Genomic DNA, 25851 nt, shown 5'->3' on the forward strand with positions numbered 1-25851 from the left:
CCTCATTGCTGAAGGCTAACCGCCTTCCGTGACCTATCTTACGTTTAACTGGGTCCGCCCCCGCAAGTGCGGGGGCGGACGGTCCACATCCCGGCCCGTTTAAGTCCGAATGTGAAGTTTGTTACACCGCGCTGCTGGCGGCTACGGGAGGGTGATGAGTCCCGTGGCGCTGGTGCGGGCGGCTTCGAAGCGCTTGGCGACGTCGGCCCAGTTCACGATGTTCCAGAACGCCTTGACGTAGTCGGCCTTGACGTTGACGTAGTCGAGGTAGAAGGCGTGCTCCCACATGTCCAGCATCAGCAGCGGGGTGGTGCCCAGTGCCGTGTTGCCCTGCTGGTCGTAGAGCTGCTCGATGACCAGGTTCCCGCCGATGGGCTCGTAGGCCAGGAAACCCCAGCCGGAGCCCTGCAGGCCGAGGGCGGCTGCGGAGAACTGGGCGCGGAACGCATCGAAGGAACCGAAGGCGTCGTCGATGGCGGCCGCGAGTTCACCTTCGGGCTTGTCGCCGCCGTCCGGGGAAAGGTTGTTCCAGAAGACGGAGTGGTTGACGTGGCCGCCGGTGTGGAACGCAAGGTCCTTGGAGAGCCGGTTGATGTTGGCGAAGTCGCCCTTTTCCCGTGCTTCGGCAAGCTGGGCCAGCGCATTGTTGGCGCCTGCAACGTAGGCAGCGTGGTGCTTGCTGTGGTGCAGCTCCATGATCCGCGCCGAGATGTGCGGCTCGAGGGCGGCGTAGTCGTACTTGAGTTCGGGCAATACGTACTCAGTCACAAAATCCTCCAATATCGTGGACACGCGGTCCGGTTGGTAACTCTCGGATTGTGCATCCGGGCGTCTGGCACCCGGAATCTTTTTGATTCTATGGGCCTGCTACTCGTCCAGCATTTCGGGCGTCACATTGGCGTCCGTTCCGGGAATCCCCAGGTCAAGTGCGCGTTTGTCGGCCATGGCCAGCAGCCGCCGGATCCGGCCGGCGATCGCGTCCTTGGTCATGACGGGGTCGGCGAGCCGGCCCAGTTCGTCCAGGCTGGCCTGCTTGTGCGCCACCCGCAGCTCACCGGCGTATTTGAGGTGGTCCGGGACGTCGTCGCCGAGGATTTCCAGGGCCCGCTCCACGCGGGCACCGGCGGCGACGGCGGCCTGCGCGGACCGGCGGAGGTTGGCGTCGTCGAAGTTTGCCAGCCTGTTGGCGGTGGCGCGGACCTCTTTGCGCATGCGGCGCTCCTCCCACACCATGAGGGCGTCGTGGGCGCCCATGCGGGTGAGGAGGGCCGCGATGGTGTCGCCGTCGCGGATCACTACGCGGTCCACGCCCCGGACTTCACGCGCCTTGGCCTGGATGTCCAGCCGGCGCGCGGCCCCCACCAGGGCAAGCGCCGACTCCGGCCCCGGGCAGGTCACCTCCAGGGAAGAGGACCTGCCCGGTTCCGTCAGGGATCCATGGGCCAGGAATGCGCCGCGCCAGACGGCCTCCGCGTCGGCGGCGGAACCATTGACGACGGCGGACGGCAGCCCGCGCACGGGACGGCCGCGGCCATCCAGGAGCCCGGTCTGCCGGGCCAGAGCCTCGCCGTCGCGGACGACGCGCACCACGTAGCGGCTGGCGCGCCGCAGTCCCCCGGCGGAGACGACGATGATCTCGCTCTGGTGGCCGTACACCTCGGCGATCGCCGCCCGGAGCCGGCGGGCGGTGGAGGCGAGGTCGACTTCCGCTTCGATGACGATCCGGCCCGAGATGATGTGCAGTCCCCCGGCAAACCGGAGCATTGCGGAGACTTCAGCCTTCCGCACGGATGACTTCTTGATGTCCAGACGGGACAGTTCTTCCTTGACTGATGATGTCAGTGCCATGGCACCTTCCTAACTGTTCCCGAAAATGTCCTGGTACGCCGTCGCCAGCCGCAGCGGCTCGTGGACGGGGCGGCGCCCTGACGCCCCTACTTTACCCAAGACCACCTCGGCGCCGATCATCCCGGCCGCCTCCTCGAACTCCTGCCGGTCCGGGACGGACGCGGGGTCGGCGAGCACGACGTCGACGCTGAACTCCGGTGCGTACCGCCGCAGGACGTGCAGATGGTCGGCTGCGGTCATCCCGCTGGTTTCCTTCGTGTCCATGGCCAGGTTCATGGTCAGGCAGCGTTTAGCAGGAGTGCTGCACAGGGCCTGCCGCATTTCCGGCAGGAGCAGGTGGGGCAGGACTGATGTGTACCAGGAGCCGGGGCCCAGGATGACCCAGTCCGCCAGTTCGATGGCCGTCAGGGCCTCAACGCAGGCGGGCGCGGCCTTGGGCAGGAGCCGCACCTCTTCCAGCGATCCGGCCACGGCGCAGCGGGCCTGCCCCCGGATGGTCTGCACTGCGGTGGCGCCGTCGGGTGCTGTTACCCGGACGTCGCCTTCGATGGTGAGCGGGACCGTGGACATGGGCAGAACCTGGCCGCGTGCGCCAAGCAGCGCACCGGCCCACCGGAGCCCGGCGACGGTATCGCCGAGCAGTTCCCACAGGGTAACGATCAGCAGGTTGCCCATGGCGTGGTCGTCCAGCGAGCCACCGGGGCCTTTGCCGGGGCGGAACCGGTGCTGCATGACGTCCCGCCAGGTGCGCCCCCAGTCTGTGTCATCGCACAGCGCAGACAGTGCCATCCGGAGGTCACCCGGCGGAAGGACACCGTACTCTTCGCGCAGACGCCCGGACGAGCCGCCGTCGTCCGCCACCGTGACGACCGCGGTGAGCTCGGAGGTGAGCAGGCGCAGCGCCGAAAGCGAGGCCGAGAGCCCATGCCCGCCGCCCAGGGCAACAACGTTGGGGCCCTTGTCCTGCTGCGATGAAGCCGATCCGGCGGCGGGCGGCACCAGGGGCAGGGCACCGGTGAACAGCGCCATTATTCGCGGCCCAGGTCCCGGTGGGCGGTGGTCACCGTGACCCGCGGGTACTGGGCCAGCTTCTTGGAAAGTTCGACGGCGACCGCCACGGAGCGGTGCTTGCCGCCCGTGCAGCCCACGGCAATGGTGGCGTAGTGCTTGTTTTCCCGGCGGTAACCCTCCAGGACGGGCTCGAGCGCCAGCACATAGCGGTCCACGAAGCTCTTCACGCCTTCGGCTTCCAGCACATAGTCGCTGACGTCCTTGTCCAGCCCGGTCTGCGGCCGCAGTTGCGGCACCCAGTGCGGGTTGGGGATGAACCGGACGTCCGCGACGTAGTTCGCGTCCACGGGCAGGCCGTATTTGAAGCCGAAGCTCATGACATTGAGCCGGAGGGCGACGGGACCTGTTTCGCTGAACAGCTCGGTGATGGCCGTGGCAAGGCCATGGACGTTGTAGTTGGAGGTGTCCAGGACGACGTCGGAGCTGTCGCGCAGTTCCTGCAGCAATTCACGTTCAGCGGCGATGCCGTCGAGGATCCGCCCGCCGCCCTGCAGGGGGTGCGGGCGCCGGCCCTGCTCGAAGCGCCGGACCAGCACGTTGTCGCTGGCGTCCAGGAATAGCACGCGGAAGGTCACCCCACTGGCGGCCAGGGCCCCCAGGGCGGAGCGGATGTCTGCGAAGAGGCCCTTGCTGCGGACGTCGATGACCACCGCCAGCCGGGGAATGGACTGCGGGGCGTGCGAAACGAGCTCGGCGAGGGTGCCCAGCATTTGCGGCGGCAGGTTCTCCACGACATACCAGCCGTGGTCCTCGAGCGCGTCGGCGGCGGTGCTCCGTCCGGCGCCGGACATTCCGGTGACCACCAGCAGCTCCGCTTCGAGCGGTTTGACCGGCTCCAGCCCGTCCTCCCCTGCTCCGGATTCCGCCGTCGTGTCTGCCATCAAGTCCGCCCCGTTTCCCTTGTCGTCGCGGGGCGGCCGCGCCGGCCTTAACCCCGTCCTTTACCCTAGCTAAGATTCGACGATTTCGCCGGTGGTCATGTTGATCGCCGGCAGCGCCGCCTCCGCACGGTCGCCGGCGAAGTGGTTCACGATGGCGCTGGCAAGCGCCGGGCCGATTCCCTTCGCCTGTGACAGTTCCTCCGCGGTGGCTGCCTTCACGCCCTTGACGGAGCCGAAGTGCGCCAGCAGGGCCTTGCGCTTGGATGACCCAAGGCCGGGCACGGCATCCAGGGCCGAGATGGTCATGGCCTTGCCGCGCTTTTGGCGGTGGAACGTGATGGCGAAACGGTGTGCCTCGTCGCGGATCCGCTGCAGCAGGTACAGCCCCTGGGACGTCCGCGGCAGGATGACCGGAAAGTCGCTGTCGGGCAGCCAGACTTCCTCCAGCCGCTTGGCCAGCCCCACCACGTAGACGTCATCGACGCCCAGGTCCTTGAGGGCGCGGGCCGCGGCGTTCACCTGGGGCTGGCCGCCGTCCACCACCACCAGGTTGGGCGGGTAGGCGAACTTTGCCTTCGGCGCCGGCGTGGTGGTGTCCAGTGCGGCATCTTCCCCAGCTGTTCCGACCGGGCCGGCTGAGAGGGCGGATTCATCCACCTGCGCGGACTTGTCCTGGAGGTAATACCGGAACCGCCGGGTGAGGACGTCATGCATGGCCGCCGTATCATCGGCGGCGGCAGGGCCGGTAATGGAGAACTTCCGGTAGTCGGACTTCTTCGGCAGCCCGTCCTCCACCACCACCATGGATGCCACCACATTGGTTCCCTGCACGTGCGAGACGTCAAAACATTCGATCCGCAGGAGCGGCACCGGCAGGTCCAGCGCTTCCTGCAGTTCCTGGAGCGCCTGGGACCGCACGGTGATGTCTCCGGCCCGGCGGGTCTTGTGCAGCTTCAGTGCGTGCTCTGCGTTTTCGCGCACCGTGGACATCAGCGCCGCCTTGTCGCCGCGCTGGGGAACCCTGATGTCCACCTTGGCCCCGCGGATGCCGCCCAGCCATTTGGCAAGGTCTTCGGCGTTGCTTGGCGCCACCGGCACCAGGACCTCGCGGGGCAGCCGGCCATGGGTGTCGCCGTCCTCGCCGTAGACCTGTTGCAGGAGGTGCTCCACCAGGTCCGGGGTGGAGAAGTCCTCCACCTTTTCCACCACCCAGCCCCGCTGCCCGCGGATCCGGCCACCGCGGACGTGGAAAACCTGGACCGCTGCCTCAAGCTCATCCTCGTGCAGGGCAAAGACGTCGGCGTCGGTGTCCTCTGCCAGCACCACGGCGTTGCGCTCAAAGACCTTCCGCAGCGCGGTGATGTCATCACGGAGGCGGGCAGCACGTTCGTAGTCAAGCTCCGCCACTGCCTCGGCCATCTGCTTTTCCAGCTTGGCGATGAAGCGTTTGGCCTCGCCGCCCATGAAAGCGCAGAAATCCTCTGCGAGGGCCCGGTGGTCCGCCGGGGAGATCCTGCCCACGCAGGGTGCCGAGCACTTGTCGATGTAGCCCAGCAGGCACGGCCGGCCACTGGCTTCGGCCCGCTTGAAGACGCCGGGGCTGCAGCTGCGCACGGGAAAGACCCGCAGCAGGGTGTCCATGGTTTCCCGGATGGCCCCGGCGGTGTAGGGGCCGAAATAGCGGGTGCCCTTCCGCTTGTCCCCCCGCATGACCTGGACCCGCGGGTACTTCTCGCCCATGGTCACCGCAAGGTAGGGATACGTCTTGTCGTCGCGGAAGACGACGTTGAAGCGTGGCTTGAATTCCTTGATCCAGGTGTATTCGAGCTGCAGCGACTCCAGTTCGCTGCCCACCACGGTCCATTCCACGCTGCTGGCAGCGTGGACCATGGCGTAGGTTTTGGGCAGCAGCCCGGCGGGGTTGGCGAAGTAGGAGTTCAGCCGGGACCGGAGGCTTTTGGCCTTGCCTACATAGATGACCCGGCCGTGCGGATCACGGAACCGGTAGACGCCCGGATTGGTGGGGATTTCACCTGTCTTAGGGCGGTAACTTGCTGGATTTGCCACCTATCCAGTCTACTGAGGCCGGCCGGTGTCATTGCACCGGCCGGCACCTGGGCGCCGGCCGGGTCAGTCGACGGACTTGCTCTGGTTGTAGCTGCCTGAACGCTCCTGGCCGCTGAGCGCGGCGATCGCATCCATGATGCGGTCGGTGACCTCCCGGCGGGCGGGCAGGGAGTGGTCCGGGCCGGTTTTGTCGAAGTACAGCGGCTCCCCCACCTTCATGGTGAAGTGCTGCGGCTTGACCCCCTTTTCGCCGGCGCGCTGGAGTTTTTCCGTGCCGATCAGGCCCACCGGAATCACGGGTGCACCGGTGGTGAGGGCGAGCCAGCCGACGCCGGTCCTGCCGCGGTACAGGATGCCGTCCCGGGACCGGGTGCCTTCCGGGTAGATGCCGATGCCGCGGCCCGCCTCAAGGATGTCGAGCAGCGTCTTGAGCGCCTGGACGCTGGCGGCCTGTTCACCGCGCTCCACGGGGATGGAACCCACGGATTCGAAAAAGGCCTTCATGACTTTGCCTTTGACGCCACCAGTGGTGAAATACTCCGCCTTGGCAAAGAACGCCACCGGCCGTGGCATGAGGGCCTGCACGATGACGCTGTCAAAAAAGGACAGGTGGTTGGGGGCCACGATGAAGGGGCCGTCGGAGGGCACGTTTTCGAGCCCGACGACGGTGGGCCGGCAGGTGCCGGAGATCAGGTTGCGGGTGGTCCAGCGGACAACATCAAACATTTCCATCGTTGCTCACCCCGCTCATGGCAGCGAAGTGGATGGCCTGGAGCCGGTCGATGACCGTGAGCAGTTCCCCGGCGTCGCTGACGACGGCGAAGGATCCTGCATCCTCCAGTTCCGCGTCGGGAGCAAAGCCCCACATGACCCCGATGCAGTCCAGTCCGTTGGCAATGGCGCCGGAAACATCCTGGGCGCGGTCCCCCACCATGATGGCGTGCCGGGTGTCCAGGTCCCTGAGCGCCGCAGCGATAATCTGGGTCTTGCCCAGCGGGACGCCTTCCACGGCCGTTTCGTCGTCCGCGGAGCCGTGGATGCCGTGGAAGAATTCGTCGATTCCGTGGTGCGCCAGGACGGTACGGGCGAGCCGCTGGGGCTTCTGGGTGGCCACCGCGACAGGGCGGCCGGCGGCCGAGAAGGACTCGAGGACGTCACGGATGCCCGGGTACAGCCTGCTCTGCGCGATGCCGGTGGCCACGTAGTACTCCCGGTACAGGCGGACCACCTCTGCCAGGCGGTCCGCCGGTACCTTCGCCACATTGAGCAGCGAGTCGCTCAGTTTGGGGCCGATCATCGATTCGAGCAGCTCCTGGCCGGGAACCGGGAGGCCCAGTTCGCGCAGGGCCGCCGCGATACCGTCTGTAATTCCGCCGGCCGGATCGACAAGAGTGCCGTCCAGGTCAAAGATCACGGGCACTGTTGTTGAAGTCACCGGGTTAGTTTCTCATGACACCAGCAGTGCCTGAAACTCGCATTCCGCGCGGGGAATATTTCGGCCCGGATCCCGGTGCAGGTCAGCGCAGGATTTCGGCGAGGAACTTCCCGGTGTGGCTCGTGTCCGAGCTTGCCACCTGTTCCGGTGTTCCGGCCGCCACGATCTGGCCGCCACCGGAGCCGCCGTCCGGGCCGAGGTCCACGATCCAGTCCGCGCTCTTGATGACGTCCAGGTTGTGCTCGATGGTGATCACCGTGTTGCCCTTGTCCACCAACCCCTGCAGGACCATGAGCAGTTTACGGATGTCCTCGAAGTGCAGGCCGGTGGTGGGCTCGTCCAGCACGTAGATGCTGCGGCCGTTGGACCGCTTCTGCAGTTCGGCGGCCAGCTTGACGCGCTGCGCCTCACCGCCGGAAAGGGTGGTGGCGGGCTGGCCCAGCCGGACATAGCCCAGGCCCACGTCCACCAGCGTCTTCAGGTGTCGTGCGATCGGCGAGAACGCCGCGAAGAACTCGGCACCTTCCTCGATGGGCATGTTGAGGACGTCGGCGATGGTTTTGCCCTTGTAGTGCACCTCCAAGGTTTCCCGGTTGTAGCGGGCTCCGTGGCAGACTTCGCACGGCACGTACACGTCCGGCAGGAAGTTCATTTCGATCTTCAGGGTGCCGTCGCCCGAACACGCCTCGCAGCGGCCGCCCTTGACGTTGAAGGAGAACCGGCCGGGGAGGTAGCCGCGGACCTTTGCCTCGGTGGTCTCGGCGAAGAGCTTGCGGATGTTGTCGAACACACCCGTGTAGGTGGCCGGGTTGGACCGCGGGGTCCGGCCGATGGGGCTCTGGTCCACGTGGACCACCTTGTCCAGGTGTTCGAGTCCCTGCACCGTCTTGTGCCGGCCTGCCACCTGCTTGGCGCCGTTGAGTTTGTTGGCCAGCACCTTGTAGAGGATCTCGTTGACCAGGGTGGACTTGCCGGAGCCGCTGACGCCGGTGACGGCGGTGAAGAGTCCCAGCGGGAAGGCGGCATCGACGTTCAGGAGGTTGTTCTCCCGCGCGCCCACGACTTTGATTTCCCGCTTCTTGTCGTACTTGCGGCGCTTCTTGGGGACGTCGATGGCCTTGCGTCCGGACAGGTAGTCGCCGGTCAGTGATTCCCTGTTCTCCAACAGTTCCTTGTACGGGCCGGAGTGGACCACCTGGCCGCCGTGCTCGCCGGCACCCGGCCCGATGTCGACCACCCAGTCCGCGACGTGGATGGTGTCCTCGTCGTGCTCCACCACGATGAGCGTGTTGCCCATGTCGCGCAGCCGGGTGAGGGTTTCGATCAGGCGGCGGTTGTCGCGCTGGTGCAGCCCGATGGACGGCTCGTCGAGGACATAGAGCACACCTACCAGGCCGGACCCGATCTGGGTGGCCAGCCGGATGCGCTGCGCCTCGCCGCCGGACAAGGTGGCGGAGGGCCGCTCCAGGTTCAGGTATTCCAGGCCGACGTCGAGGAGGAAGGTCAGCCGCGCCTGGATCTCCTTGAGGACCTGGTGGGCGATCTGGGCTTCGCGGCCGGTCAGTACCAGGTTGTTCAGGAATTCCGCGCAGTCCCGCATTGGCAGTGCCGCGACTTCGGCGATGGACTTGCCGTTGATCAGGACCGAGAGCGACGCCGGGTTGAGCCGGGCGCCGTTGCAGGCGGGGCAGGGAACCTGCCGCATGTACTCCTCGTAGCGGTCGCGGGCCCAGTCGGAATCGGTCTCGCCGTGCTTGCGGTGGACGTATTGGATGGCGCCCTCGAAGCCGGTGCTGTACTTGCGTTCCCGGCCGAACCGGTTGCGGTACTGCACCACCACCTTGTGGTCCTTGCCGTGCAGGATGGTCTGCCGGACATCCTTGCCCAGCTTCTCCCACGGAGTGGACATGGAGAAGCCCACTTCCTTGGCAAGGCCCTCCAGCAGCCGGTTCCAGTATTCGGTGGTGGCCGTGCCCATGGACCAGGGGGCGATGGCGCCTTCGGCCAGTGAGAGTTCGGGATTGGGGACGATGAGTTCCTCGTCCACTTCAAGGCGGGTGCCGATTCCGCTGCAGGCGGCGCAGGCGCCGAAGGGGTTGTTGAAGGAGAAGGAGCGCGGCTCGATCTCGTCGATGGCGAGGGGGTGCTCGTTGGGGCAGGCAAGGTTTTCCGAGAATGCCCTGATCCGTTCCGGCGCATCCGCATCGACGTCCACGAATTCGGCCAGGACCCGGCCCTCGGCGAGGCCAAGGGCGGTTTCGATGGAGTCGGTGAGCCGCTGGCTGATGCCTTCCTTGACCACCAGGCGGTCCACCACCACCTCGATGGTGTGCTTGAACTGCTTCCCGAGCTTGGGCGGATCGCTCAGCTGGACCAGCTCGCCGTCGACCCTTGCCCGGGAGTACCCCTTGGCGCTGAGTTCCTTGAAGAGGTCCACGAACTCGCCCTTGCGTCCGCGCACCACCGGAGCGAGGACCTGGAAGCGTGTGCCCTCGTCCAGCTCCAGCAGCTGGTCAACGATCTGCTGCGGCGTCTGCTTGGACACCGGCTCGCCGCAGACGGGACAGTGCGGCCGCCCCACGCGGGCCCACAGCAGGCGCATGTAGTCGTAGATTTCGGTGATGGTGCCCACCGTTGAACGCGGGTTCTTGCTGGTGGACTTCTGATCGATAGAGACCGCCGGGGACAGGCCTTCAATGAAGTCGACATCCGGCTTGTCCACCTGCCCCAGGAACTGCCGGGCGTAGGCGGACAACGATTCAACGTACCGCCGCTGGCCCTCGGCGAAGATGGTGTCGAACGCCAGCGAAGACTTCCCGGACCCTGAGAGGCCCGTGAATACGATCATGGCGTCGCGCGGGAGGTCGAGGTCCACGTTGCGCAGGTTGTGCTCCCGCGCCCCCTTCACCACGAGGCGGGAAAGGTCCGGCCGGTGCGGGGCGGCGGCAGAGGGGACCGCGAAGGATGCGGAGGGGGCAGGAGTTTCTTCAGCTACGGCTTTAGGCACCCCATTATGCTAATCGAAAACTTTTTCGAACACTGACGGTTCCGCCCTCAGGGAACATCGTAGGCGGCAGCAAGGAGCTTCACCGCTTCGGCGAAGGTTGCCCCCTGCGATTTGGCGACCGCGGCGTACGCTGCCGCGGCCTCGGAGAGGCCGCCCAGCCGGTCGTCGCGGGCACACACCACCGTCCCGTTCCGGCCCCGGGTTGCCACGACGCCTGCCGCTTCAAGTTCCTTGTACGCCCGGGCCACCGTGTGCGGGGCTACGTCAAGCTGTCCGGCCAGCGCCCGCACGGCGGGAAGCCGGGTGCCGGGCGGCAGCGCCCCGTTGTCGGCAAGGTGGATGACCTGGAGCCTCAACTGCTCGAACAGGGCGACGCTGCTGGCGGGGTTGGGCCGCCAGGAGCCGGGGAAGTCGGCGGCGGGGTTCACAGGCCCGCCTCCAGGACGCCGGCCCTGCCAGGACGGGCCGAGAACTGTGCGTTGTAGAGCCGGGCGTAATAGCTGTTGGCGGCCAGGAGGCTTTCATGCGTTCCCTGCTCCACGATGCGTCCATGGTCCATGACGAGAATTAGATCAGCGTTCCTGACCGTGGACAAACGGTGGGCGATCATGAAGCTGGTGCGGCCTTCCTGCAGCCGGCGCATGGCCTGGCGGATCAGCAGCTCGGTCCTGGAGTCGACGGAACTGGTGGCTTCATCAAGGATCAGCACGGCGCGGCCGGCCAGCTGCGCCCTGGCGATGGTGAGGAGTTGCCGCTGGCCCTGGCTGAGTGGTTCGCCCCCATTTTCCAGTACTGTCCCGTAACCGTGGGGAAGCGAGCGGATGAAGCGGTCGGCATGGCTGGCTTCGGCGGCCGCCACGATGGCATGCTCGGTTGCGCCGGGGAGGCCGTAGGCAATGTTGTCCCGGATACTGCCCGCAAACAGCCACGCGTCCTGGAGGACGACGCCGAACTGTCCCCGCAGCTGGTCACGGGGTATGGCCGCGATGTCGGTCCCGCCGATGGTGATCCGCCCTGATCCCGGCTGCAGGAAGCGCATGAGCAGGTTCACCACCGTGCTCTTGCCGGCTCCGGTGTGGCCGACGATGGCGACAGCCTGGCCGGGCTCGACGGTGAAGGTGAGGTTGCGGACGGCGGGGACCGAGCCCGGATAGCTGAACGAGACGTCCTCGAAGACGATGGGTCCGCCCACCGGTGCTCCGGAGGCGGCCTCCTCCGGCTCCGGCGGATCCTCCCGCGCGTCCAGCAGGGCAAACACCCTGGCGGCGGAGGCGGCACAGGACTGTATGACATTGAGCAGGCCGCCGATCTGCCCCACCGGCTGCGTGAACAGCCTGCTGAACTGGATGAAGGCCTGGACGCCGCCGATGGTCATGGCTCCCGCAATCACCTGGAGCGCCCCGATGACTGCCACCGCGATGTAGTTCAGGTTGGACATCAGCACCATCAGCGGCTGGACCACCCCGGCCGAGTACTGGGCGGTGCCCGCCGCCCGCGCCAGGCGCCGGTTGCTTTGGCTGAAGACCTCCGCGGCGTGGGCCTGGCGGCCGAAGGCCTTGATAACTTCATGGCCGCTGATGAACTCCTCGACGTGTGCGTTAAGTTCGCCGGTCTCCTTCCACTGCCTGGCGAAATGTTCCGCGGACCGGCCGGCCACGAGGACAGTGATCCAGGTCGAGACGGGGACGATGGCGACGGCGATGGCAGCCAGGAGCGGTGAGATCCACAGCATCATGGCCAGGGAGCCGGCCAGCATCAGGAACGCCACGATCAACTGCGTCAGGACCTGGTTCAGGGCCTGGGCGATGTTGTCGACGTCGTTCGTGGCACGGCTCAGGACGTCGCCACGGGACCGGTCCCGGAAGTAGGTCGAGGGCAGGCGGTGGAGTTTGTCCTCCACGGAGGCCCGCAGGCCGTACATGAGCCCCTGCACAGCACGGGCCGTCAGCGCTCCCTGCACCCAGTTAAAGAAGGAAGCGAAGATGTACATCACAGTCACGGCTGCGAGCAGGATTCCAAGCCGTTGGTCCAGCGTGCCCTGGAGGACGCCGTCCACCACGACGTCGGTAGCGTCGCCCAGGTACTTCGGTGCGGCCACGTTGAGGCCGGCAAAGGCGCACGTGGCTCCGACGGCTCCCACCATCTGGGCCCGAAAAGGGCGCAGCAGGCCCAGCAGCCTGCGCGCCGTGGGCCAGAACCTTCCCGGCGCTGCTCCCCCGGCTGCCTCCGGAGCCGTCACAGGGGGCCCTGCAGGGCAAGCTGTGATTCGGCGATTTCCCGGTAGGTGGCGGACGCCGCCAACAGGTCCTGGTGCGTTCCCTGCCCCACAAGGCGGCCGTCGTCGAGCACCAGGATGAGGTCTGCCCCCTCCACGGCGGAAATGCGTTCCGCCACGATAATCACCGTGGCGCCGCCGAGCCGTTGGCCCAGGGCGGACCTGAGCCGGGTATCGGTGTCGTAATCGAGCGCCGACAAACTGTCGTCAAAGAGGTAGAGGGGAGCATCGCGGAGCAGTGCCCGGGCGATGCACAGCCTTTGGCGTTGCCCTCCGGACAGGCTTGCTCCGCCCTGTCCGACCGGGGTGGCGAGCCCGAGCGGCAGGTCGCGCATGAACCGCATGGTCTGTGCCGCCTCCAAAGCAGCCCACAGCTCCCCGTCCGACGCGTCGGGCGCCGCCATCCGCAGATTTTCCGCAATTGTGCCGGTGAAGAGGTGGGACTGCTGGGGCACGATGGCCATGGACTCCCGGAGATGGTCCAGGGGCAGGTCGCGGATGTCCCTGCCGGCGAGGGTGATGCGCCCTTCGGTGGGGTCCAGAAACCTCGGGACCAGGTTCAGCAGCGTTGTCTTCCCGCTGCCGGTGGCACCCACGATCGCGGTGGTGGTACCCGGTGCAGCCGTGAAGCTGATGTCCGCGAGGACAGGCGCCTCAGCCCCCGGGTAGGAAAAACCGACCGCCTGGAATTCCACCCCTGCCGACGGCGCTGCGGGAGCATCCCGCGGCGTTGCCTGCGCCGCAGCGTCCGTGGCTGCCGTGTCCCTGGCCGCAGAGTCCCTGGCCGCAGTGTCCCGGACCGACGGCTCCGTATCCAGGACCGCCTGGATGCGTTCGGCACAGACGGCGGCACGCGGCGCAGTCATCAGGACGTACATGGCCATCATGATGGCCAGCAGGATCTGCATGATGTAGGCGATGAAGGCCGTCAGCGCCCCAAGGTTCATCTGGCCCGCCTGGATGCGGTGGCCGCCGAACCAGACGATGGCCACGGAACTGATGTTGACCACCAGCATGATCATCGGCAGCATCGCTGCCACCAGCAGCGCGGACTGCAGGTTGTTCGCCGTCAGCCCCGCATTGGTCCGGGCGAAACGCTGCACTTCGTGCTCCTGGCGGACAAAGGCGCGGATGACATCCACACCAATGATCTGCTCGCGGAGGATTCCGCCAGCGCGGTCGAGCAGGTCCTGGCCCTGCCGGTACAGCGGGATCAGGCGGCGGACAATCAGGTACATGATGAGCAGGAGCAGGGGCACGATGATGATAACGACGACGGACAGTGCCACGTCCTGCTGCAGGGCAAGGATGACTCCGCCCACGCCCATGGCGGGGCCGGCGACCAGCATGGTGAAGACCAGCACGGCGAACGCCTGGACCTGCTGGGCGTCGTTGGTGGCACGGGTGGTCAGGCTTTGGGTCCCGAAAAGGGCCACGTCCTGCGAGGACAGCGACTGGACCTTGGTGAAGATGTCGGCCCGAAGGCGGCGCCCGATCCGCATGGCGAGCAGCGCGCCGAGGTAACCAGCGGCGATCGCCGAGGCAGCCTGCACGGCCGCAATGACGGCCATGAGCGCGCCCAGCCGCGTGATGACTTCGGTATCGCCGGCCACGATGCCGTCGTCGATGATTGCTGCGTTCACCGTGGGCAGCAGGAGGTTCGCCGCCGCCTGGACCAGCTGCAGAAGAGCGATGGCACCGACACGTGGCCCCTGGCCGTCCAGCAACCGCCTCATGAGTCCGACCAGCAAAATATCCCCCGAATATGCAGTAGCCGATGGAAGGGCCGGCGGCTCGACCCCAAAGCTCTGGCGTCATTGTAAGCCAGATCACTTTCCGCTGCTGTCACAGCCTGTGACTGTGTTGGAAAAGCAGCCGAGGGAGCCGTCAGCCGTTCTTCCGGCCCACGGCGAAGATGCGGCGGAAGGGAAAGACCGTGCCATGCGGACCGGATGGATAAGCCTCCCGGAGGGCGGCCGCATACTCGCTTTCGAACGCTGCGCCGTCATCGGCCGGAAGAGCGGCCAAAACGGGCCGCAGGGCAGTGCCCCGGACCCATTCCAGCACCGGGTCCGGACCCGGCAGGACCTGCTGGTAGCTGGTCTCCCACGCGTCCGCCGCGAACCCGGCGTCGAGCAGGATCCCAAGGTACCCGGCCGGCTCACCCACCGATTCCCCGCCCCGCAGTACACCGCGCAGCTTCGCGGCCCACCGGCCCGAGGACGCCAACTGCCGCATCAGGGCATGCGAGGGGGCATTGAAGTTGCCGGGAACCTGCAGGGCGAACCACGCACCTGGCCGGAGCGCGGCCAGCCACGCCCGCATCAGCTCCTGATGGCGGGGAACCCACTGCAGCGCCGCGTTGCTGACCACAACATCCGTCTCCGGCGAGGGCATCCACCCGGCGATATCAGCGAGCTCGAAACGCAGGGACGGAACGTCCTCCGCCACCCCCGCCGCCCTTGCCAACATATCGGCCGATGAATCCAGTCCCACCACCTCGGCGCCGGGCCAGCGGCGGGCCAGCGTTGCCGTCAGGTTGCCCGGCCCGCAGCCCAGGTCAACCACCAGGCCCGGCTTCTGCGCACCGACCCGGCCGGTGAGGTCGAAGAAGGGCCGGTCCCGGTAGTCGCCGAACTGCACATACTTTGCGGGGTCCCATTTCATCAGTTTCTCCACATTCCGGCGGGTTTCCAGGTACTGCCGTAGCCTAACCCGGCCAGTCGGGAATGCCCGGCACCGGGGCACTAAGCTGGAAAGCAATGAAACTCGTTGACCAGCTGACTGATCTGCCCGCCCGGAACGTTCCCGCCGCCGTCGACCCCGACGACCTCTACACCCGGTTCCTGGAGTGGACGGAAAGCCGGGGGCTGTCACTGTACCCGGCCCAGGACGAGGCCATCATGGAGCTGGCAACGGGCGCCAACGTCATCCTGGCCACGCCCACCGGATCGGGAAAATCGCTCGTGGCCATCGCCGCGCACTTCCAGGCCATGACCCAGGGCCGCCGCAGCTACTACACCGCCCCGATCAAAGCCCTGGTATCGGAAAAGTTCTTCGCCCTGTGCGATATCTTCGGCGCGGACAACGTCGGGATGATCACGGGCGATTCCGGGGTCAACCAGGATGCACCCATCATCTGCTGCACCGCCGAAATCCTGGCGAACATCGCCCTCCGCGAGGGGTCCGCCGCGGAGCTTGGCGCGGTCATCATGGACGAGTTCCATTTCTACTCGGATCCGCAGCGCGGCTGGGCGTGGCAGGTCCCCCTGCTGGAGCTTCCCCAGGCACAGTTCCTGCTGATGTCCGCCACCCTGGGCGACGTGACCCGGTTCGAAGAGGGGCTCACCGCGCTCACCGGCCGTCCCACCACCACGGTCAGTTCCGCCGAGCGGCCCATTCCGCTGCACTACTACTACCACCAGACTCCCGTGCACGAGACGCTCGAGGAACTGCTGTCCACCCGGCAGGTGCCCGTTTACGTGGTGCACTTCAGCCAGATCGAAGCGATCGACCGCGCGCAGAACCTGATGAGCATCAACATGTGCACCCGGGAAGAAAAGGACCGGATTGCCGAGTTGATTGCCAACTTCCGGTTTGCAGCCGGCTTCGGCAAGACGCTCAACAGGCTGGTGCGGCACGGGATCGGCGTCCACCACGCAGGCATGCTGCCCAAGTACCGCCGGCTTGTGGAGCAGCTGGCGCAGGCGGGCCTGTTGAAGGTCATCTGCGGCACCGACACGCTGGGCGTGGGCATCAACGTGCCCATCCGGACGGTGCTGCTGACGGCGTTGAGCAAGTACGACGGCGTACGCACCCGGCTGCTGAACTCCCGGGAGTTCCACCAGATTGCCGGCCGGGCGGGACGTGCAGGCTACGACACCGCCGGGACCGTAGTGGTACAGGCGCCCGAGCACGTGATCGAGAACGTCAAGGCGATGGCCAAGGCCACCGCCAAGTTCGGCGACGACCAGAAGAAGTTGCGCCAGGTGGTGAAGAAGAAGCCGCCGGAAGGTTTCGTGTCCTGGGGCGAGCCGACCTTCAAGCGGCTGGTGGAGTCGGTGCCGGACCCGCTGACCTCCAGCTTCACCGTGACGCACGCCATGCTGATGAACCTGATGGAGCGCCCCGGCGACCCGTTCGCGGCCGCCCGCCGCCTGCTGACCGAGAACCACGAGCCGCGCCCTTCGCAGCTCCGCCTGATGAAGAAGGCGCTGGGCATCTACCGGGAGCTGCTGGCCGCGGAGGTCATCGAGCGGATACCGGCCGGCGAACAGGGTGCCGACGGCCGCACGGTCCGGCTCACCGTCCACCTGCAGCCGAACTTCGCCCTGAACCAGCCGCTCTCCCCCTTCGCACTTGCCGCACTGGAGCTCCTTGACCCGGAGTCGCCGTCGTACGCCTTGGACGTGGTGTCCGTGATCGAGTCGACGCTGGAAAAGCCGCGGCAGATCCTTTCCGCCCAGCAGAAGAAGGCACGCGGCGAAGCGGTGGCCGCGATGAAGGCTGACGGGATCGACTACGACCAGCGGATGGCCATGCTGGACGAGGTGACCTACCCGCAGCCGCTGGCGGAGATGCTGGGTGAAGCGTTCGAGGTGTACCGGAAGGCTGCCCCGTGGGTGGGCGACTTCGAGCTGGCCCCGAAGTCGGTGGTCCGCGACATGTACGAGCGGGCCATGAACTTTGGCGAGTTCGTCCAGTTCTACGGGCTGGCGCGGTCGGAGGGCATCGTGCTGCGGTACCTCGCCGACGCCTTCAAGGCCCTGCGGCAGACCGTGCCGCAGGACATGCTCCGGGAGGACCTCGCTGACCTGACAGCGTGGCTCGGCGAGCTGGTGCGCCAGGTGGATTCCAGCCTCCTGGACGAGTGGGAGGAACTGGCCTCCGGGGCGGCACCCACCCCGCACGACGCACCGCCGCCTCCCCCGCCGTCGCTCACCTCCAACATCCGGGCATTCCGGGTGATGGTGCGCAACGAGATGTTCCGCCGCGTGGAATTGTTCGCCGACGAGGACGCCAAGGCGCTGGGAGAGCTCGACGGCGGCTCGGGCTGGGATGCGGACCGTTGGGAAGATGCGCTGGACGACTACTTCGACGAGCACGACGACATCGGAACCGGTCCGGATGCACGCGGACCGGGCCTGCTGATCATCACGGAAGAAGGCGGCACCTGGAAGGTACGGCAGATCTTCGACGACCCGGCCGCGAACCACGACTGGGGCATCTCGGCGGAGGTGGACCTCGCGGAGTCCGACGCCACCGGAACCGCCGTGGTGCGGGTGACGGACGTGAACCGGCTCTGACCCGGCGCCGGCGGTAAGCTCGAACAATGAGTGTAATCCGCCCCGCAACCCGGCAGGACGTCCCCGCCATCCTCCGGATGATCCACGAACTGGCCCATTACGAAAAGGAACCCGACGCCGTCCGGAACACCCCCGGGATGCTGGAACAGGTGCTGTTCGGCGACAACCCGCGCGTGTTCGCGGCCATGGCGGAAAACGCCGCAGGCGAAGTCCAGGGCTTTGCGCTGTGGTTCCTGAACTACTCCACGTGGGAAGGTGTGCACGGCATCTACCTCGAGGACCTCTACGTCAGCCCGGAGGCCCGCGGCGAGGGGCACGGCAAGGCCCTGCTGCAGCACCTTGCCGGAATCGCCGTGGCCAACGGCTATGCACGGGTGGAGTGGAGTGTCCTGGACTGGAACGAACCATCCATCAACTTCTACCGCCGCCTGGGCGCGCGCCCCATGGACGGCTGGTCCACCTTCCGCCTCACAGGGGACGCGCTGGAGCAGTTCGGCGGCATTGTACCCGCAGCTGCCCGTGGCTAGGGCGGGGCTGCCCGCACTCCTCCCCGCGGCAGGGCATGAGGTCCGGGCAAGGCACGAGTTCCGGGGAATGCGGACGGTGGAACACTACTTCACCGTTCCCCTGGACCACTGGGCGCCCCGGGACGGTTCCGCCGAGACCATTACCGTCTTCGCCCGCGAGTACGTCTCCGCGAACCACAGCGAGGAGGCCGCGGAGCGGTTGCCCTGGCTCCTCTTCCTGCAGGGTGGACCCGGTGGCCGGGGGAACAGGTGGGGTTCCCTGGGCGGCTGGAGCAAGGCCGCGGCGCAGGACTTCCGCATCCTGATGCTGGACCAGCGCGGTACCGGCCTTTCCACGCCGGTTGACCGCAACACCCTCCCCCGGCGGGGATCCGCAGCCGACCAGGCCGCCTACCTGGAACACTTCCGGGCGGATTCGATCGTGGCGGACGCCGAACTGATCCGCGCGGCACTCGGGTCGCCGGCATGGACCATCTACGGCCAGAGCTACGGTGGCTTCTGCGCGCTGACATACCTTTCCTTCGCTCCGGAGGGCGTCCGCGAGGCGTTGATCACCGGCGGCCTGGCGCCGCTCACCGGCACGCCGGACCGTGTTTACCGGGCCACGTTCCAGCGGGTGGCCGCCCGGAATGCCGAGTATTTCGGCTGGTATCCGGAGGACCGGAAAGCCGTTGAACGGATCGCGGCGCATTTGCGGTCCGCGCCGGAGGTCCTGCCCGACGGCTCACCCCTCACCGTGGAACGGTTCCAGATGCTGGGCGCGTTCCTGGGCGGCAACACCCGCGTGGACAGCCTCCACAACCTCCTGGAGGATGCCTTCGTGGAGACAGCCACCGGCCCCCGGCTTTCGGACCCGTTCCTGGAGCAGCTCCAGGGCGTCGTCTCGCGGCGCTCCAATCCCCTCTACGCCCTGATGCATGAATCCATCTACGGGCAGGGAGCGGCCACCGGCTGGTCCGCGTGGCGCGTACTGCAGGAATACCCGGAGTTCCGCCCCGACGCCGATCCCCTGCTGCTCACCGGCGAGATGGTCTACCCGTGGTACTTCGAGCAGGACCCGGCCCTCCAGCCGTTGCGTGAAGCGGCCGGGCTCCTCGCTGCGAAGGACGACTGGAAGCCGCTCTATGACCCGCAACGGCTGGCAGCCAATGGCGTTCCGGTGGCCGCAGCGGTCTACACGGACGACATCTACGTTGACCGGGACCTTTCCCTGGAGACGGCCTCGGCTGTCCGCGGACTGCAGGTCTGGGAAACCGCCGACTTCCACCACGATGGCATCGCCGACGACGGCGAGCGGATTTTCGGCCGCCTGCTGGGAATGGCGAGGTCAGGCAGCCGCTGACCGGCGGCGTGCCGTTCGCGTCACGAACGCCGCTGCCAGCACGGCGCTGCCGATGGTTCCGCCGAGCAGGTTCAGGCCCAGGTAACCGATCCACCCCAGGACGAGTCCGGAAACGGCGCCGCCGATGGCCCCTGCCGCGCCCATCAGCATGTCGGACACACCCTGCACGGCCACCCGGGCTTCCTGTCCCACGCTTTCGGCCAGCAGGGTGGACCCCGAGATGGTGGCGGCTGACCATCCCATGCCGAGCAGTACCAGGCCGACGGCCACTGCGGGGGTTGCGCCCTGCCCGAACCCGGCGACTGCTGCCGCAAGGACCAGTACCGCGAACCCGATCATGATTGTCTCGATCTTGCCGGCCCTGTCGGTCAGCCACCCCATGGCCGGGGACAGGGCGAACATCCCCGCGATATGCAGGGAGATGGTGAAGCCGATGATGACCAGGACATCCCCGGCGGCGGAGTGGGCGGCATGGGAAGCGCCGGGGCCTTCCACCAGGTGCTGCAGGTGCAGCGGCGTCATGGACATCACCCCGACCATCACGGCATGGGCTGCGACCACGGCAGTCACGGCCAGCAGTGCGGTCCGCGAATCCCTGATGGCGTGCAGGCCGCGGACCAGCGACCCAGCGGTCCCCGGCGTGCCCGGGACAGCTTTCAGGGCGGCTGGACTTCCCGGCGCCTGGACGCCCTGGGGCGCGGCACCCCTGGCGGCGAGCTCGCGCGCCAGCAGGAGCGGGTCCGGCCGAAGGCCGGCAAACAGGAGCACGGTGGCCACCACAAGTCCGGCCGCCGCAATGACGAACGGACCCGCCACAGGGGGCAGTCCCAGGGCCGTTCCCACAGCAGCGCCGGGCTGGATCAGGTTGGGGCCCGCCACGGCGCCCACGGTCATCGCCCAGACGACGGCGGACAGTGCCCGGCCCCGATGCTCGGCAACAGCGAGGTCGACGGCGGCAAAGCGTGCCTGCAGGCTGGCGGCGGTGCCGATGCCGATGCCTGCCGCGCCCAGGAGCAGCAGGATGAAGAGCCCGGACACCACAGCGAGCACCATGAGCACGGTCCCCGCCAGCGCGGCCGAGAGCCCTGCCACCTGGCCGGTGCGGCGACCGCGGCGGTCGGCAAGTGCGGCCAACGGCAACGCGGCTGCGGCAGCTCCCAGCGTCATCACCGTGGCTACCGCACCGGCCCACGCCGTTGAGCCGGAAAGCTCAACAGCAAGGATGGACCCGATCGATACGGTTGCTCCCGTGCCGATGCCGCCAAACACCTGGGCTGCGCCCAGGAGCACCACAGTGCGCCGCTGCACCTGGCGCACGCCCTGTTCCTTCGCAAGTGTGCGGGCCATGGGACGAGCGTAGTCCTCTCCGGCCACCACCAGAAGAGGGTCTTTAAACAGGAAATCCCGGCCGCGCGCGGCCGGGATCACCTTGACTGCACAGGGTGCCTGCGCCGTCAGTCCACGTCGCTGTGGCTCTTCCGGGCATCTTCCTCGAGGCGGGGATCGATCTTCGCAACCTGGGCCTTGGAGCTGACCAGGCTCGCGATCACGGCGATGATGATGGTGCCCACGATGACCGCGAGGGACACGAACGTGGGAATCTCGGGCGCCCATTCGATGTGCTTGCCGCCGTTGATGAACGGCAGTTCGTTGACGTGCATGGCGTGCAGGACCAGCTTGACGCCGATGAACGCGAGTATGAAGGACAACGCGTGCTTCAGGTAGATGAGCCGGTTCATCAGGCCGCCCAGCAGGAAGTACAGCTGGCGCAGGCCCATCAGGGCGAACAGGTTGGCGGTGAAGACGATGAACGGGCTTTGGGTGAGGCCGAAGATGGCGGGAATCGAGTCCACCGCGAAGAGCAGGTCCGTGAGGCCGATGGTGATGAAGACGATCACCATCGGGGTGAACACCTTCTTGCCGTTTACCGTGGTGCGGAGCTTTCCGCCGTCGAACTTCTCCGACATGGGGATGACCTTGCGGATCCTGGCGATCAGCGGGTTCTCCCGGTCCTCTTCCTCTTCGCCTTCGTCCTGGGCCTGCTTCCAGGCGGTCCACAGCAGGAAGGCGCCGAAGATGTAGAAGACCCAGCTGAACTGTTCAATGACCATGGCGCCGAGCAGGATGAAGATGCCGCGCAGGACCAGCGCGATGATGATGCCCACCATCAGTACTTCCTGCTGGTATTTCCGGGGTACGGAGAACCTGGCCATGATGATGATGAAGACGAACAGGTTGTCGATGCTGAGGCTGTATTCGGTGACCCAGCCTGCCACGAACTGGCTGCCGAACTCCGGGCCGGTGAAAGCGAACATTGCGCCGGCGAACACCAGGGCCAGGGAGACGTAGAACGCCACCCACAGGCCGGCTTCTTTCATGGAGGGTTCGTGCGGGCGCCGGACCACCAGGAGGAGATCGGTCAGGAGGATCAGGCCGAGGACGACAAATGAGCCGACCTCGAACCATACGGGCAAATCGAGCACAGGTAAGCCTTTCGCAGGGTACACAGAAGCGGTGTAAGTCTCTCCGGCCTGCCTGTGCACTTGGTGCTGATGTGGCGGCCCGCTACGCCCGGCGGGGCAACTGTGCCCTGCGTGTTGACGATCGTAGCGCTTGGGATACTCCCCTACGTGCCTTTAACTGTACCCCAGGCGGCGGCAGCCCCGCGCCCTAGGCGTGGCCCGCCGCCTGCATCTGGCGCAGTTCCTTCTTCAGTTCGCTGACCTCGTCACGGATGCGCGCCGCCACCTCGAACTGGAGCTCGGCCGCGGCGCCGTGCATCTGCTCGGTGAGTTGTTCGATCAGGCCCACCAGGTCTTCGGCCGGCGCGGCCGCCAGGCCATCGGAACGGACCTTCGCCGCGCCCTTCTTGGCCCCGGCTTTGTTGGCCCCCGTGATGCCACGCTTGCCCTTGCCGTAATCGAAGCTGCCCAGCAGCGCATCCGTATCGGCGTCTTCCTTGGCCAGCTGGTCGGTGATGTCGGCGATCTTCTTCCGCAGCGGCTGCGGGTCCACGCCATGTTCCTTGTTGTAGGCCACCTGGATGGCGCGGCGGCGGTTGGTCTCATCAATGGCGTTGGCCATGGAGTCGGTGATGCGGTCCGCGTACATGTGCACCTCGCCGGACACGTTGCGGGCGGCACGGCCGATGGTCTGGATCAGCGAGGTGGAGGAGCGCAGGAAGCCTTCCTTGTCCGCGTCCAGGATGCTGACCAGGGACACCTCTGGAAGGTCGAGGCCCTCACGGAGGAGGTTGATGCCCACCAGGACGTCGAACGATCCCAAACGCAGTTCACGCAGGAGCTCCACGCGCCGCAGGGTATCGACGTCGGAGTGCAGGTATTCGACTTTCACACCGTGGCCCAGCAGGTAGTCGGTGAGGTCCTCCGCCATGCGCTTGGTCAGCGTGGTCACCAGGACGCGCTCATCCTTCTCCACCCGGGTCTTGATTTCGCCCAGGAGGTCATCGATCTGCCCCTTCGTGGGCTTGACCACCACCTCGGGATCCACCAGGCCGGTGGGGCGGATGATCTGCTGGACGAAGCCGTCCGCTTTGCCCAGCTCATACTTGCCCGGGGTGGCGGAGAGGTAGACGGTCTGGCCCACGCGTTCCAGGAACTCGTCCCACTTCAGCGGCCGGTTGTCCATGGCGGACGGCAACCGGAACCCGAAGTCCACCAGGTTCCGTTTGCGGGACATGTCTCCTTCGTACATGGCCCCGATCTGGGGAATGGTCACGTGGGACTCATCCACCACCAGCAGGAAGTCGTCCGGGAAGTAGTCGAGCAGGCAGTGCGGCGCGGTACCGGGCCCGCGGCCGTCGATGTGCGCTGAGTAGTTCTCGATGCCGTTGCAGAAACCCATCTGCTGCATCATTTCGAGGTCGTACGTGGTGCGCATCCGCAGCCGCTGGGCTTCGACGAGCTTGTTCTGGCTTTCCAGCACCTTGAGCCGGTCCGCCAGTTCATCCTCAATCCGCTTGATGGCCCGCGCCATCCGTTCCGGACCGGCCACATAGTGGGAAGCCGGGAAGACGTACATCTCTTCCTCGTCGCGGATGACCTCGCCGGTGAGCGGGTGGAGCGTGTGGATGCTCTCGATCTCGTCGCCGAAGAACTCGATCCGAATGGCCAGTTCCTCGTACATGGGAATGATCTCCACGGTGTCGCCGCGGACCCGGAACGTTCCCCGGTGGAAGTCCATGTCGTTGCGGGAGTACTGCATGGAGACGAACTTGCGGAGGAGGTCGTCCCGGTTCATCTCGGCGCCACGGCGGAGGGTAACCATGCCGGAAATGTATTCCTCAGGGGTGCCCAGGCCGTAGATGCAGGACACGGTGGCCACCACGATCACATCGCGGCGGGTCAGCAGCGCGTTGGTGGCGGAGTGGCGGAGCCGTTCCACTTCCTCGTTGATGGAGGAATCCTTCTCGATGAAGGTGTCCGTCTGCGCCACGTAGGCTTCGGGCTGGTAGTAGTCGTAGTAGGAAACGAAGTACTCCACCGCGTTGTTGGGCAGCAGTTCGCGGAACTCGTTGGCGAGCTGGGCCGCGAGGGTCTTGTTCTGAACCATCACCAGGGTGGGGCGCTGCACCTGTTCGATGAGCCACGCGGTGGTGGCGCTCTTGCCGGTACCCGTGGCGCCCAGCAGGACCACGTCCTTCTCGCCGTTGTTGATCCGCTCCGTCAGCTCCGCGATGGCGGCAGGCTGGTCTCCCGCAGGCTTGAACTCGCTGATGACTTCGAAGGGCGCTACAACACGGTTGATTTCCTGCGCAAGGCTCATGAATCTAATCTACAACCGGGCGCCGACACTGGACGGTCCAGTCCGTTACGGGCGAACATGCAGCAGGTGCGCCGCAGGTTCAGGACGCGTACGACGGCGGGGCCCACCCGGTTGCGTCGGCCCAGGCACACATCCGGGGCCAGGCGGCCTCGGTGAACCAGGGTTCCTTGGCTTCAGCGTAGGCCCCGGTTCCGGCCCGGCCGGCAAAACGTTCCGCGAGGGCCGCTTTGTGCGCCTGGTAGTCACTGCGGGCAGTGGGCTCGTTCCGCAGCCAGTCCCGGAACATCAGGGCGTAGCGCCACCCGGGCGAGCCGGCAACGCGGACGTGGAGGTTCACCGGGCGTCCCGGGTCGGCGTTGGCGTGGAACCGTTTCTGCCATTGGCCAGGGTCCGGCTCGCCCGGTTTCGGAGTATCAGCTTCCACGCCCGGGACAGCCGGAAAACCGGCCGCGGCCAGGAGCGGCGTGATGCGGGTGGCGGTTTCGAGGTCCGGCACTGCCACCTGGAGGTCGATCACGTCCTTGGCTGCCAGCCCGGGCACGGAGGTGGAGCCAATATGGTCCACCGCAAGGACGAGCCCGGGTGCCGCGGCCATGATCCGTGCCGCGATCCTGGCCGCCTGCCCCGCCCACTCCTCCCGGTGCGGATGCAGGACCGGGCCGGCGTCCCGTGGTGCGCGCCGGCCCGCAGCCAGGTTGCGGGCGAAGGGCACCAGCCTGTCATCCCAGAGCCTGTCCACCTGGCCCAGCAGGTGCTCCACGCTGCCCGAGTTGTCCAGGACGACGTCGGCGGCGGCCAGCCGGACATCGCGGGCGGCCTGCGCAGCCATCCGGGCGCGCGCGGCATCCCCGGTCATGCCGCGCAGTTCCTGCATGCGCTGCAGCCGCACCTCGTCCGGGGCATCAACCACCAGGACCAGGTGGAAGGCGCTCCCCTGCCCTGTCTCAACCAGCAGGGGGATGTCCTGGACCACCACCGCATCGTCGGGCGCGGTCTCCGTGATGGCAGCGGCGCGGGCACGGACCAGCGGATGGATGATGGCGTTCAGCGCCGCGAGCCGCTCCGGGTTGCCGAACACCGCCTCGCCGAGCCGCGCGCGGTCAAGCCGCCCGCCGCCGTCGAGCATCTCCTTGCCAAACTCCTCCGCCACGCGGGCCAGGCCTTCGGTCCCCGGCTCCACCACTTCCCTCGCCAGCGCATCCGCATCCACCAGGACCGCGCCGCGCTCCTGCAGGCGCGCAGCCACCAGCGATTTCCCGGACGCGATGCCGCCCGTCAACCCAATCTTCAGCACCCTCCCACCCTAG

General features: G+C 66.9%; 19 protein-coding genes. 3 read left to right on the forward strand and 16 right to left on the reverse strand.

Annotated features, from left to right (window positions below):
* Nucleotides 1–141: 141 nt before the first annotated feature.
* The 12 genes from K4G53_RS10425 to K4G53_RS10480 all read right to left on the reverse strand — a co-directional run bounded on the left by K4G53_RS10425 (nucleotide 142) and on the right by K4G53_RS10480 (nucleotide 15251).
* Nucleotides 142–768, reverse strand: coding sequence for a superoxide dismutase (locus K4G53_RS10425; RefSeq protein ID WP_221385644.1), 627 nt, complete (start codon nucleotides 766–768; stop codon nucleotides 142–144).
* Nucleotides 769–867: 99 nt separating this feature from the next.
* Nucleotides 868–1848, reverse strand: a complete 981-nt coding sequence (gene whiA, locus K4G53_RS10430; RefSeq protein WP_013600892.1) for a DNA-binding protein WhiA — start codon at nucleotides 1846–1848, stop codon at nucleotides 868–870.
* A 9-nt stretch (nucleotides 1849–1857) separates the two neighbouring features.
* A complete protein-coding gene (gene yvcK, locus K4G53_RS10435; protein WP_221385645.1) occupies nucleotides 1858–2877 on the reverse strand; it encodes a uridine diphosphate-N-acetylglucosamine-binding protein YvcK in 1020 nt (339 codons plus the stop codon).
* Nucleotides 2877–3800 (reverse strand): RNase adapter RapZ, encoded by a 924-nt coding sequence (rapZ, locus tag K4G53_RS10440; protein WP_221385646.1) that lies wholly within the window; start codon nucleotides 3798–3800, stop codon nucleotides 2877–2879. Before rapZ ends, yvcK begins: the two co-directional genes overlap by 1 nt.
* Before the next feature lie 69 nt (nucleotides 3801–3869).
* Entirely contained in the window at nucleotides 3870–5867 is a 1998-nt protein-coding gene (gene uvrC, locus K4G53_RS10445) for an excinuclease ABC subunit UvrC (RefSeq protein ID WP_221385647.1), read from the reverse strand.
* Nucleotides 5868–5930: 63 nt separating this feature from the next.
* A complete protein-coding gene (locus K4G53_RS10450; protein WP_221385648.1) occupies nucleotides 5931–6599 on the reverse strand; it encodes a 1-acyl-sn-glycerol-3-phosphate acyltransferase in 669 nt (222 codons plus the stop codon).
* Nucleotides 6586–7302: an HAD hydrolase-like protein gene (locus tag K4G53_RS10455; protein ID WP_221385649.1), complete on the reverse strand. Its 717-nt coding sequence runs from the start codon at nucleotides 7300–7302 to the stop codon at nucleotides 6586–6588. The genes K4G53_RS10450 and K4G53_RS10455 overlap by 14 nt, the downstream gene beginning before the upstream one ends.
* A gap of 82 nt (nucleotides 7303–7384) precedes the next feature.
* Nucleotides 7385–10309, reverse strand: coding sequence for an excinuclease ABC subunit UvrA (gene uvrA / locus K4G53_RS10460; protein WP_221385650.1), 2925 nt, complete (start codon nucleotides 10307–10309; stop codon nucleotides 7385–7387).
* A gap of 47 nt (nucleotides 10310–10356) precedes the next feature.
* Nucleotides 10357–10737, reverse strand: a complete 381-nt coding sequence (locus tag K4G53_RS10465) for a GntR family transcriptional regulator (protein ID WP_221385651.1) — start codon at nucleotides 10735–10737, stop codon at nucleotides 10357–10359.
* Nucleotides 10734–12452, reverse strand: a complete 1719-nt coding sequence (locus tag K4G53_RS10470) for an ABC transporter ATP-binding protein (RefSeq protein ID WP_221385778.1) — start codon at nucleotides 12450–12452, stop codon at nucleotides 10734–10736. The genes K4G53_RS10465 and K4G53_RS10470 overlap by 4 nt, the downstream gene beginning before the upstream one ends.
* A 92-nt stretch (nucleotides 12453–12544) precedes the next feature.
* The gene (locus tag K4G53_RS10475) at nucleotides 12545–14320 is read right to left on the reverse strand and encodes an ABC transporter ATP-binding protein (protein ID WP_260323508.1); all 1776 of its coding nucleotides are present in this window, start codon (nucleotides 14318–14320) and stop codon (nucleotides 12545–12547) included.
* A gap of 151 nt (nucleotides 14321–14471) precedes the next feature.
* Nucleotides 14472–15251: a trans-aconitate 2-methyltransferase gene (locus K4G53_RS10480; protein ID WP_221385653.1), complete on the reverse strand. Its 780-nt coding sequence runs from the start codon at nucleotides 15249–15251 to the stop codon at nucleotides 14472–14474.
* A 95-nt stretch (nucleotides 15252–15346) separates the two neighbouring features.
* Between K4G53_RS10480 and K4G53_RS10485 the strand changes: the two genes are divergently transcribed.
* From K4G53_RS10485 to K4G53_RS10495, 3 genes are all read left to right on the forward strand, one after another.
* Nucleotides 15347–17890 (forward strand): RNA helicase, encoded by a 2544-nt coding sequence (locus tag K4G53_RS10485; protein ID WP_221385654.1) that lies wholly within the window; start codon nucleotides 15347–15349, stop codon nucleotides 17888–17890.
* Between the two features lie 26 nt (nucleotides 17891–17916).
* Entirely contained in the window at nucleotides 17917–18417 is a 501-nt protein-coding gene (locus K4G53_RS10490; RefSeq protein WP_221385655.1) for a GNAT family N-acetyltransferase, read from the forward strand.
* Nucleotides 18418–18484: 67 nt separating this feature from the next.
* The gene (locus K4G53_RS10495; RefSeq protein WP_221385656.1) at nucleotides 18485–19759 is read left to right on the forward strand and encodes an alpha/beta fold hydrolase; all 1275 of its coding nucleotides are present in this window, start codon (nucleotides 18485–18487) and stop codon (nucleotides 19757–19759) included.
* Here the strand turns inward: K4G53_RS10495 and K4G53_RS10500 are convergent.
* The 4 genes from K4G53_RS10500 to coaE all read right to left on the reverse strand — a co-directional run bounded on the left by K4G53_RS10500 (nucleotide 19745) and on the right by coaE (nucleotide 25838).
* Complete coding sequence (locus K4G53_RS10500) at nucleotides 19745–21106, reverse strand: MFS transporter (protein WP_221385657.1); 1362 nt, start codon at nucleotides 21104–21106, stop codon at nucleotides 19745–19747. The two genes, K4G53_RS10495 and K4G53_RS10500, sit on opposite strands and share 15 nt — an antisense overlap.
* Nucleotides 21107–21213: 107 nt before the next feature.
* The gene (locus tag K4G53_RS10505) at nucleotides 21214–22242 is read right to left on the reverse strand and encodes a TerC family protein (protein WP_221385658.1); all 1029 of its coding nucleotides are present in this window, start codon (nucleotides 22240–22242) and stop codon (nucleotides 21214–21216) included.
* A gap of 187 nt (nucleotides 22243–22429) precedes the next feature.
* Nucleotides 22430–24544, reverse strand: a complete 2115-nt coding sequence (gene uvrB, locus K4G53_RS10510; RefSeq protein ID WP_221385659.1) for an excinuclease ABC subunit UvrB — start codon at nucleotides 24542–24544, stop codon at nucleotides 22430–22432.
* A 79-nt stretch (nucleotides 24545–24623) separates the two neighbouring features.
* Nucleotides 24624–25838, reverse strand: a complete 1215-nt coding sequence (coaE, locus tag K4G53_RS10515) for a dephospho-CoA kinase (protein WP_221385660.1) — start codon at nucleotides 25836–25838, stop codon at nucleotides 24624–24626.
* Nucleotides 25839–25851: the final 13 nt, after the last annotated feature.

This window comes from Arthrobacter sp. MAHUQ-56 (genome assembly GCF_019710585.1).
Taxonomy (GTDB): domain Bacteria; phylum Actinomycetota; class Actinomycetes; order Actinomycetales; family Micrococcaceae; genus Arthrobacter.

Coding starts and splice junctions, on each gene's coding strand:
- whiA (WP_013600892.1), bottom strand. CDS start 1,848: ATGGCACTGACATCATCAGTCAAGGAAGAACTGTCCCGTCTGGACATC.
- yvcK (WP_221385645.1), bottom strand. CDS start 2,877: ATGGCGCTGTTCACCGGTGCCCTGCCCCTGGTGCCGCCCGCCGCCGGA.
- rapZ (WP_221385646.1), bottom strand. CDS start 3,800: ATGGCAGACACGACGGCGGAATCCGGAGCAGGGGAGGACGGGCTGGAG.
- K4G53_RS10450 (WP_221385648.1), bottom strand. CDS start 6,599: ATGGAAATGTTTGATGTTGTCCGCTGGACCACCCGCAACCTGATCTCC.
- K4G53_RS10470 (WP_221385778.1), bottom strand. CDS start 12,452: ATGGTGGGAGCCGTCGGAGCCACGTGCGCCTTTGCCGGCCTCAACGTG.
- K4G53_RS10475 (WP_260323508.1), bottom strand. CDS start 14,320: ATGAGGCGGTTGCTGGACGGCCAGGGGCCACGTGTCGGTGCCATCGCT.
- K4G53_RS10480 (WP_221385653.1), bottom strand. CDS start 15,251: ATGAAATGGGACCCCGCAAAGTATGTGCAGTTCGGCGACTACCGGGAC.
- K4G53_RS10485 (WP_221385654.1), top strand. CDS start 15,347: ATGAAACTCGTTGACCAGCTGACTGATCTGCCCGCCCGGAACGTTCCC.
- K4G53_RS10490 (WP_221385655.1), top strand. CDS start 17,917: ATGAGTGTAATCCGCCCCGCAACCCGGCAGGACGTCCCCGCCATCCTC.
- K4G53_RS10495 (WP_221385656.1), top strand. CDS start 18,485: ATGCGGACGGTGGAACACTACTTCACCGTTCCCCTGGACCACTGGGCG.
- K4G53_RS10500 (WP_221385657.1), bottom strand. CDS start 21,106: ATGGCCCGCACACTTGCGAAGGAACAGGGCGTGCGCCAGGTGCAGCGG.
- uvrB (WP_221385659.1), bottom strand. CDS start 24,544: ATGAGCCTTGCGCAGGAAATCAACCGTGTTGTAGCGCCCTTCGAAGTC.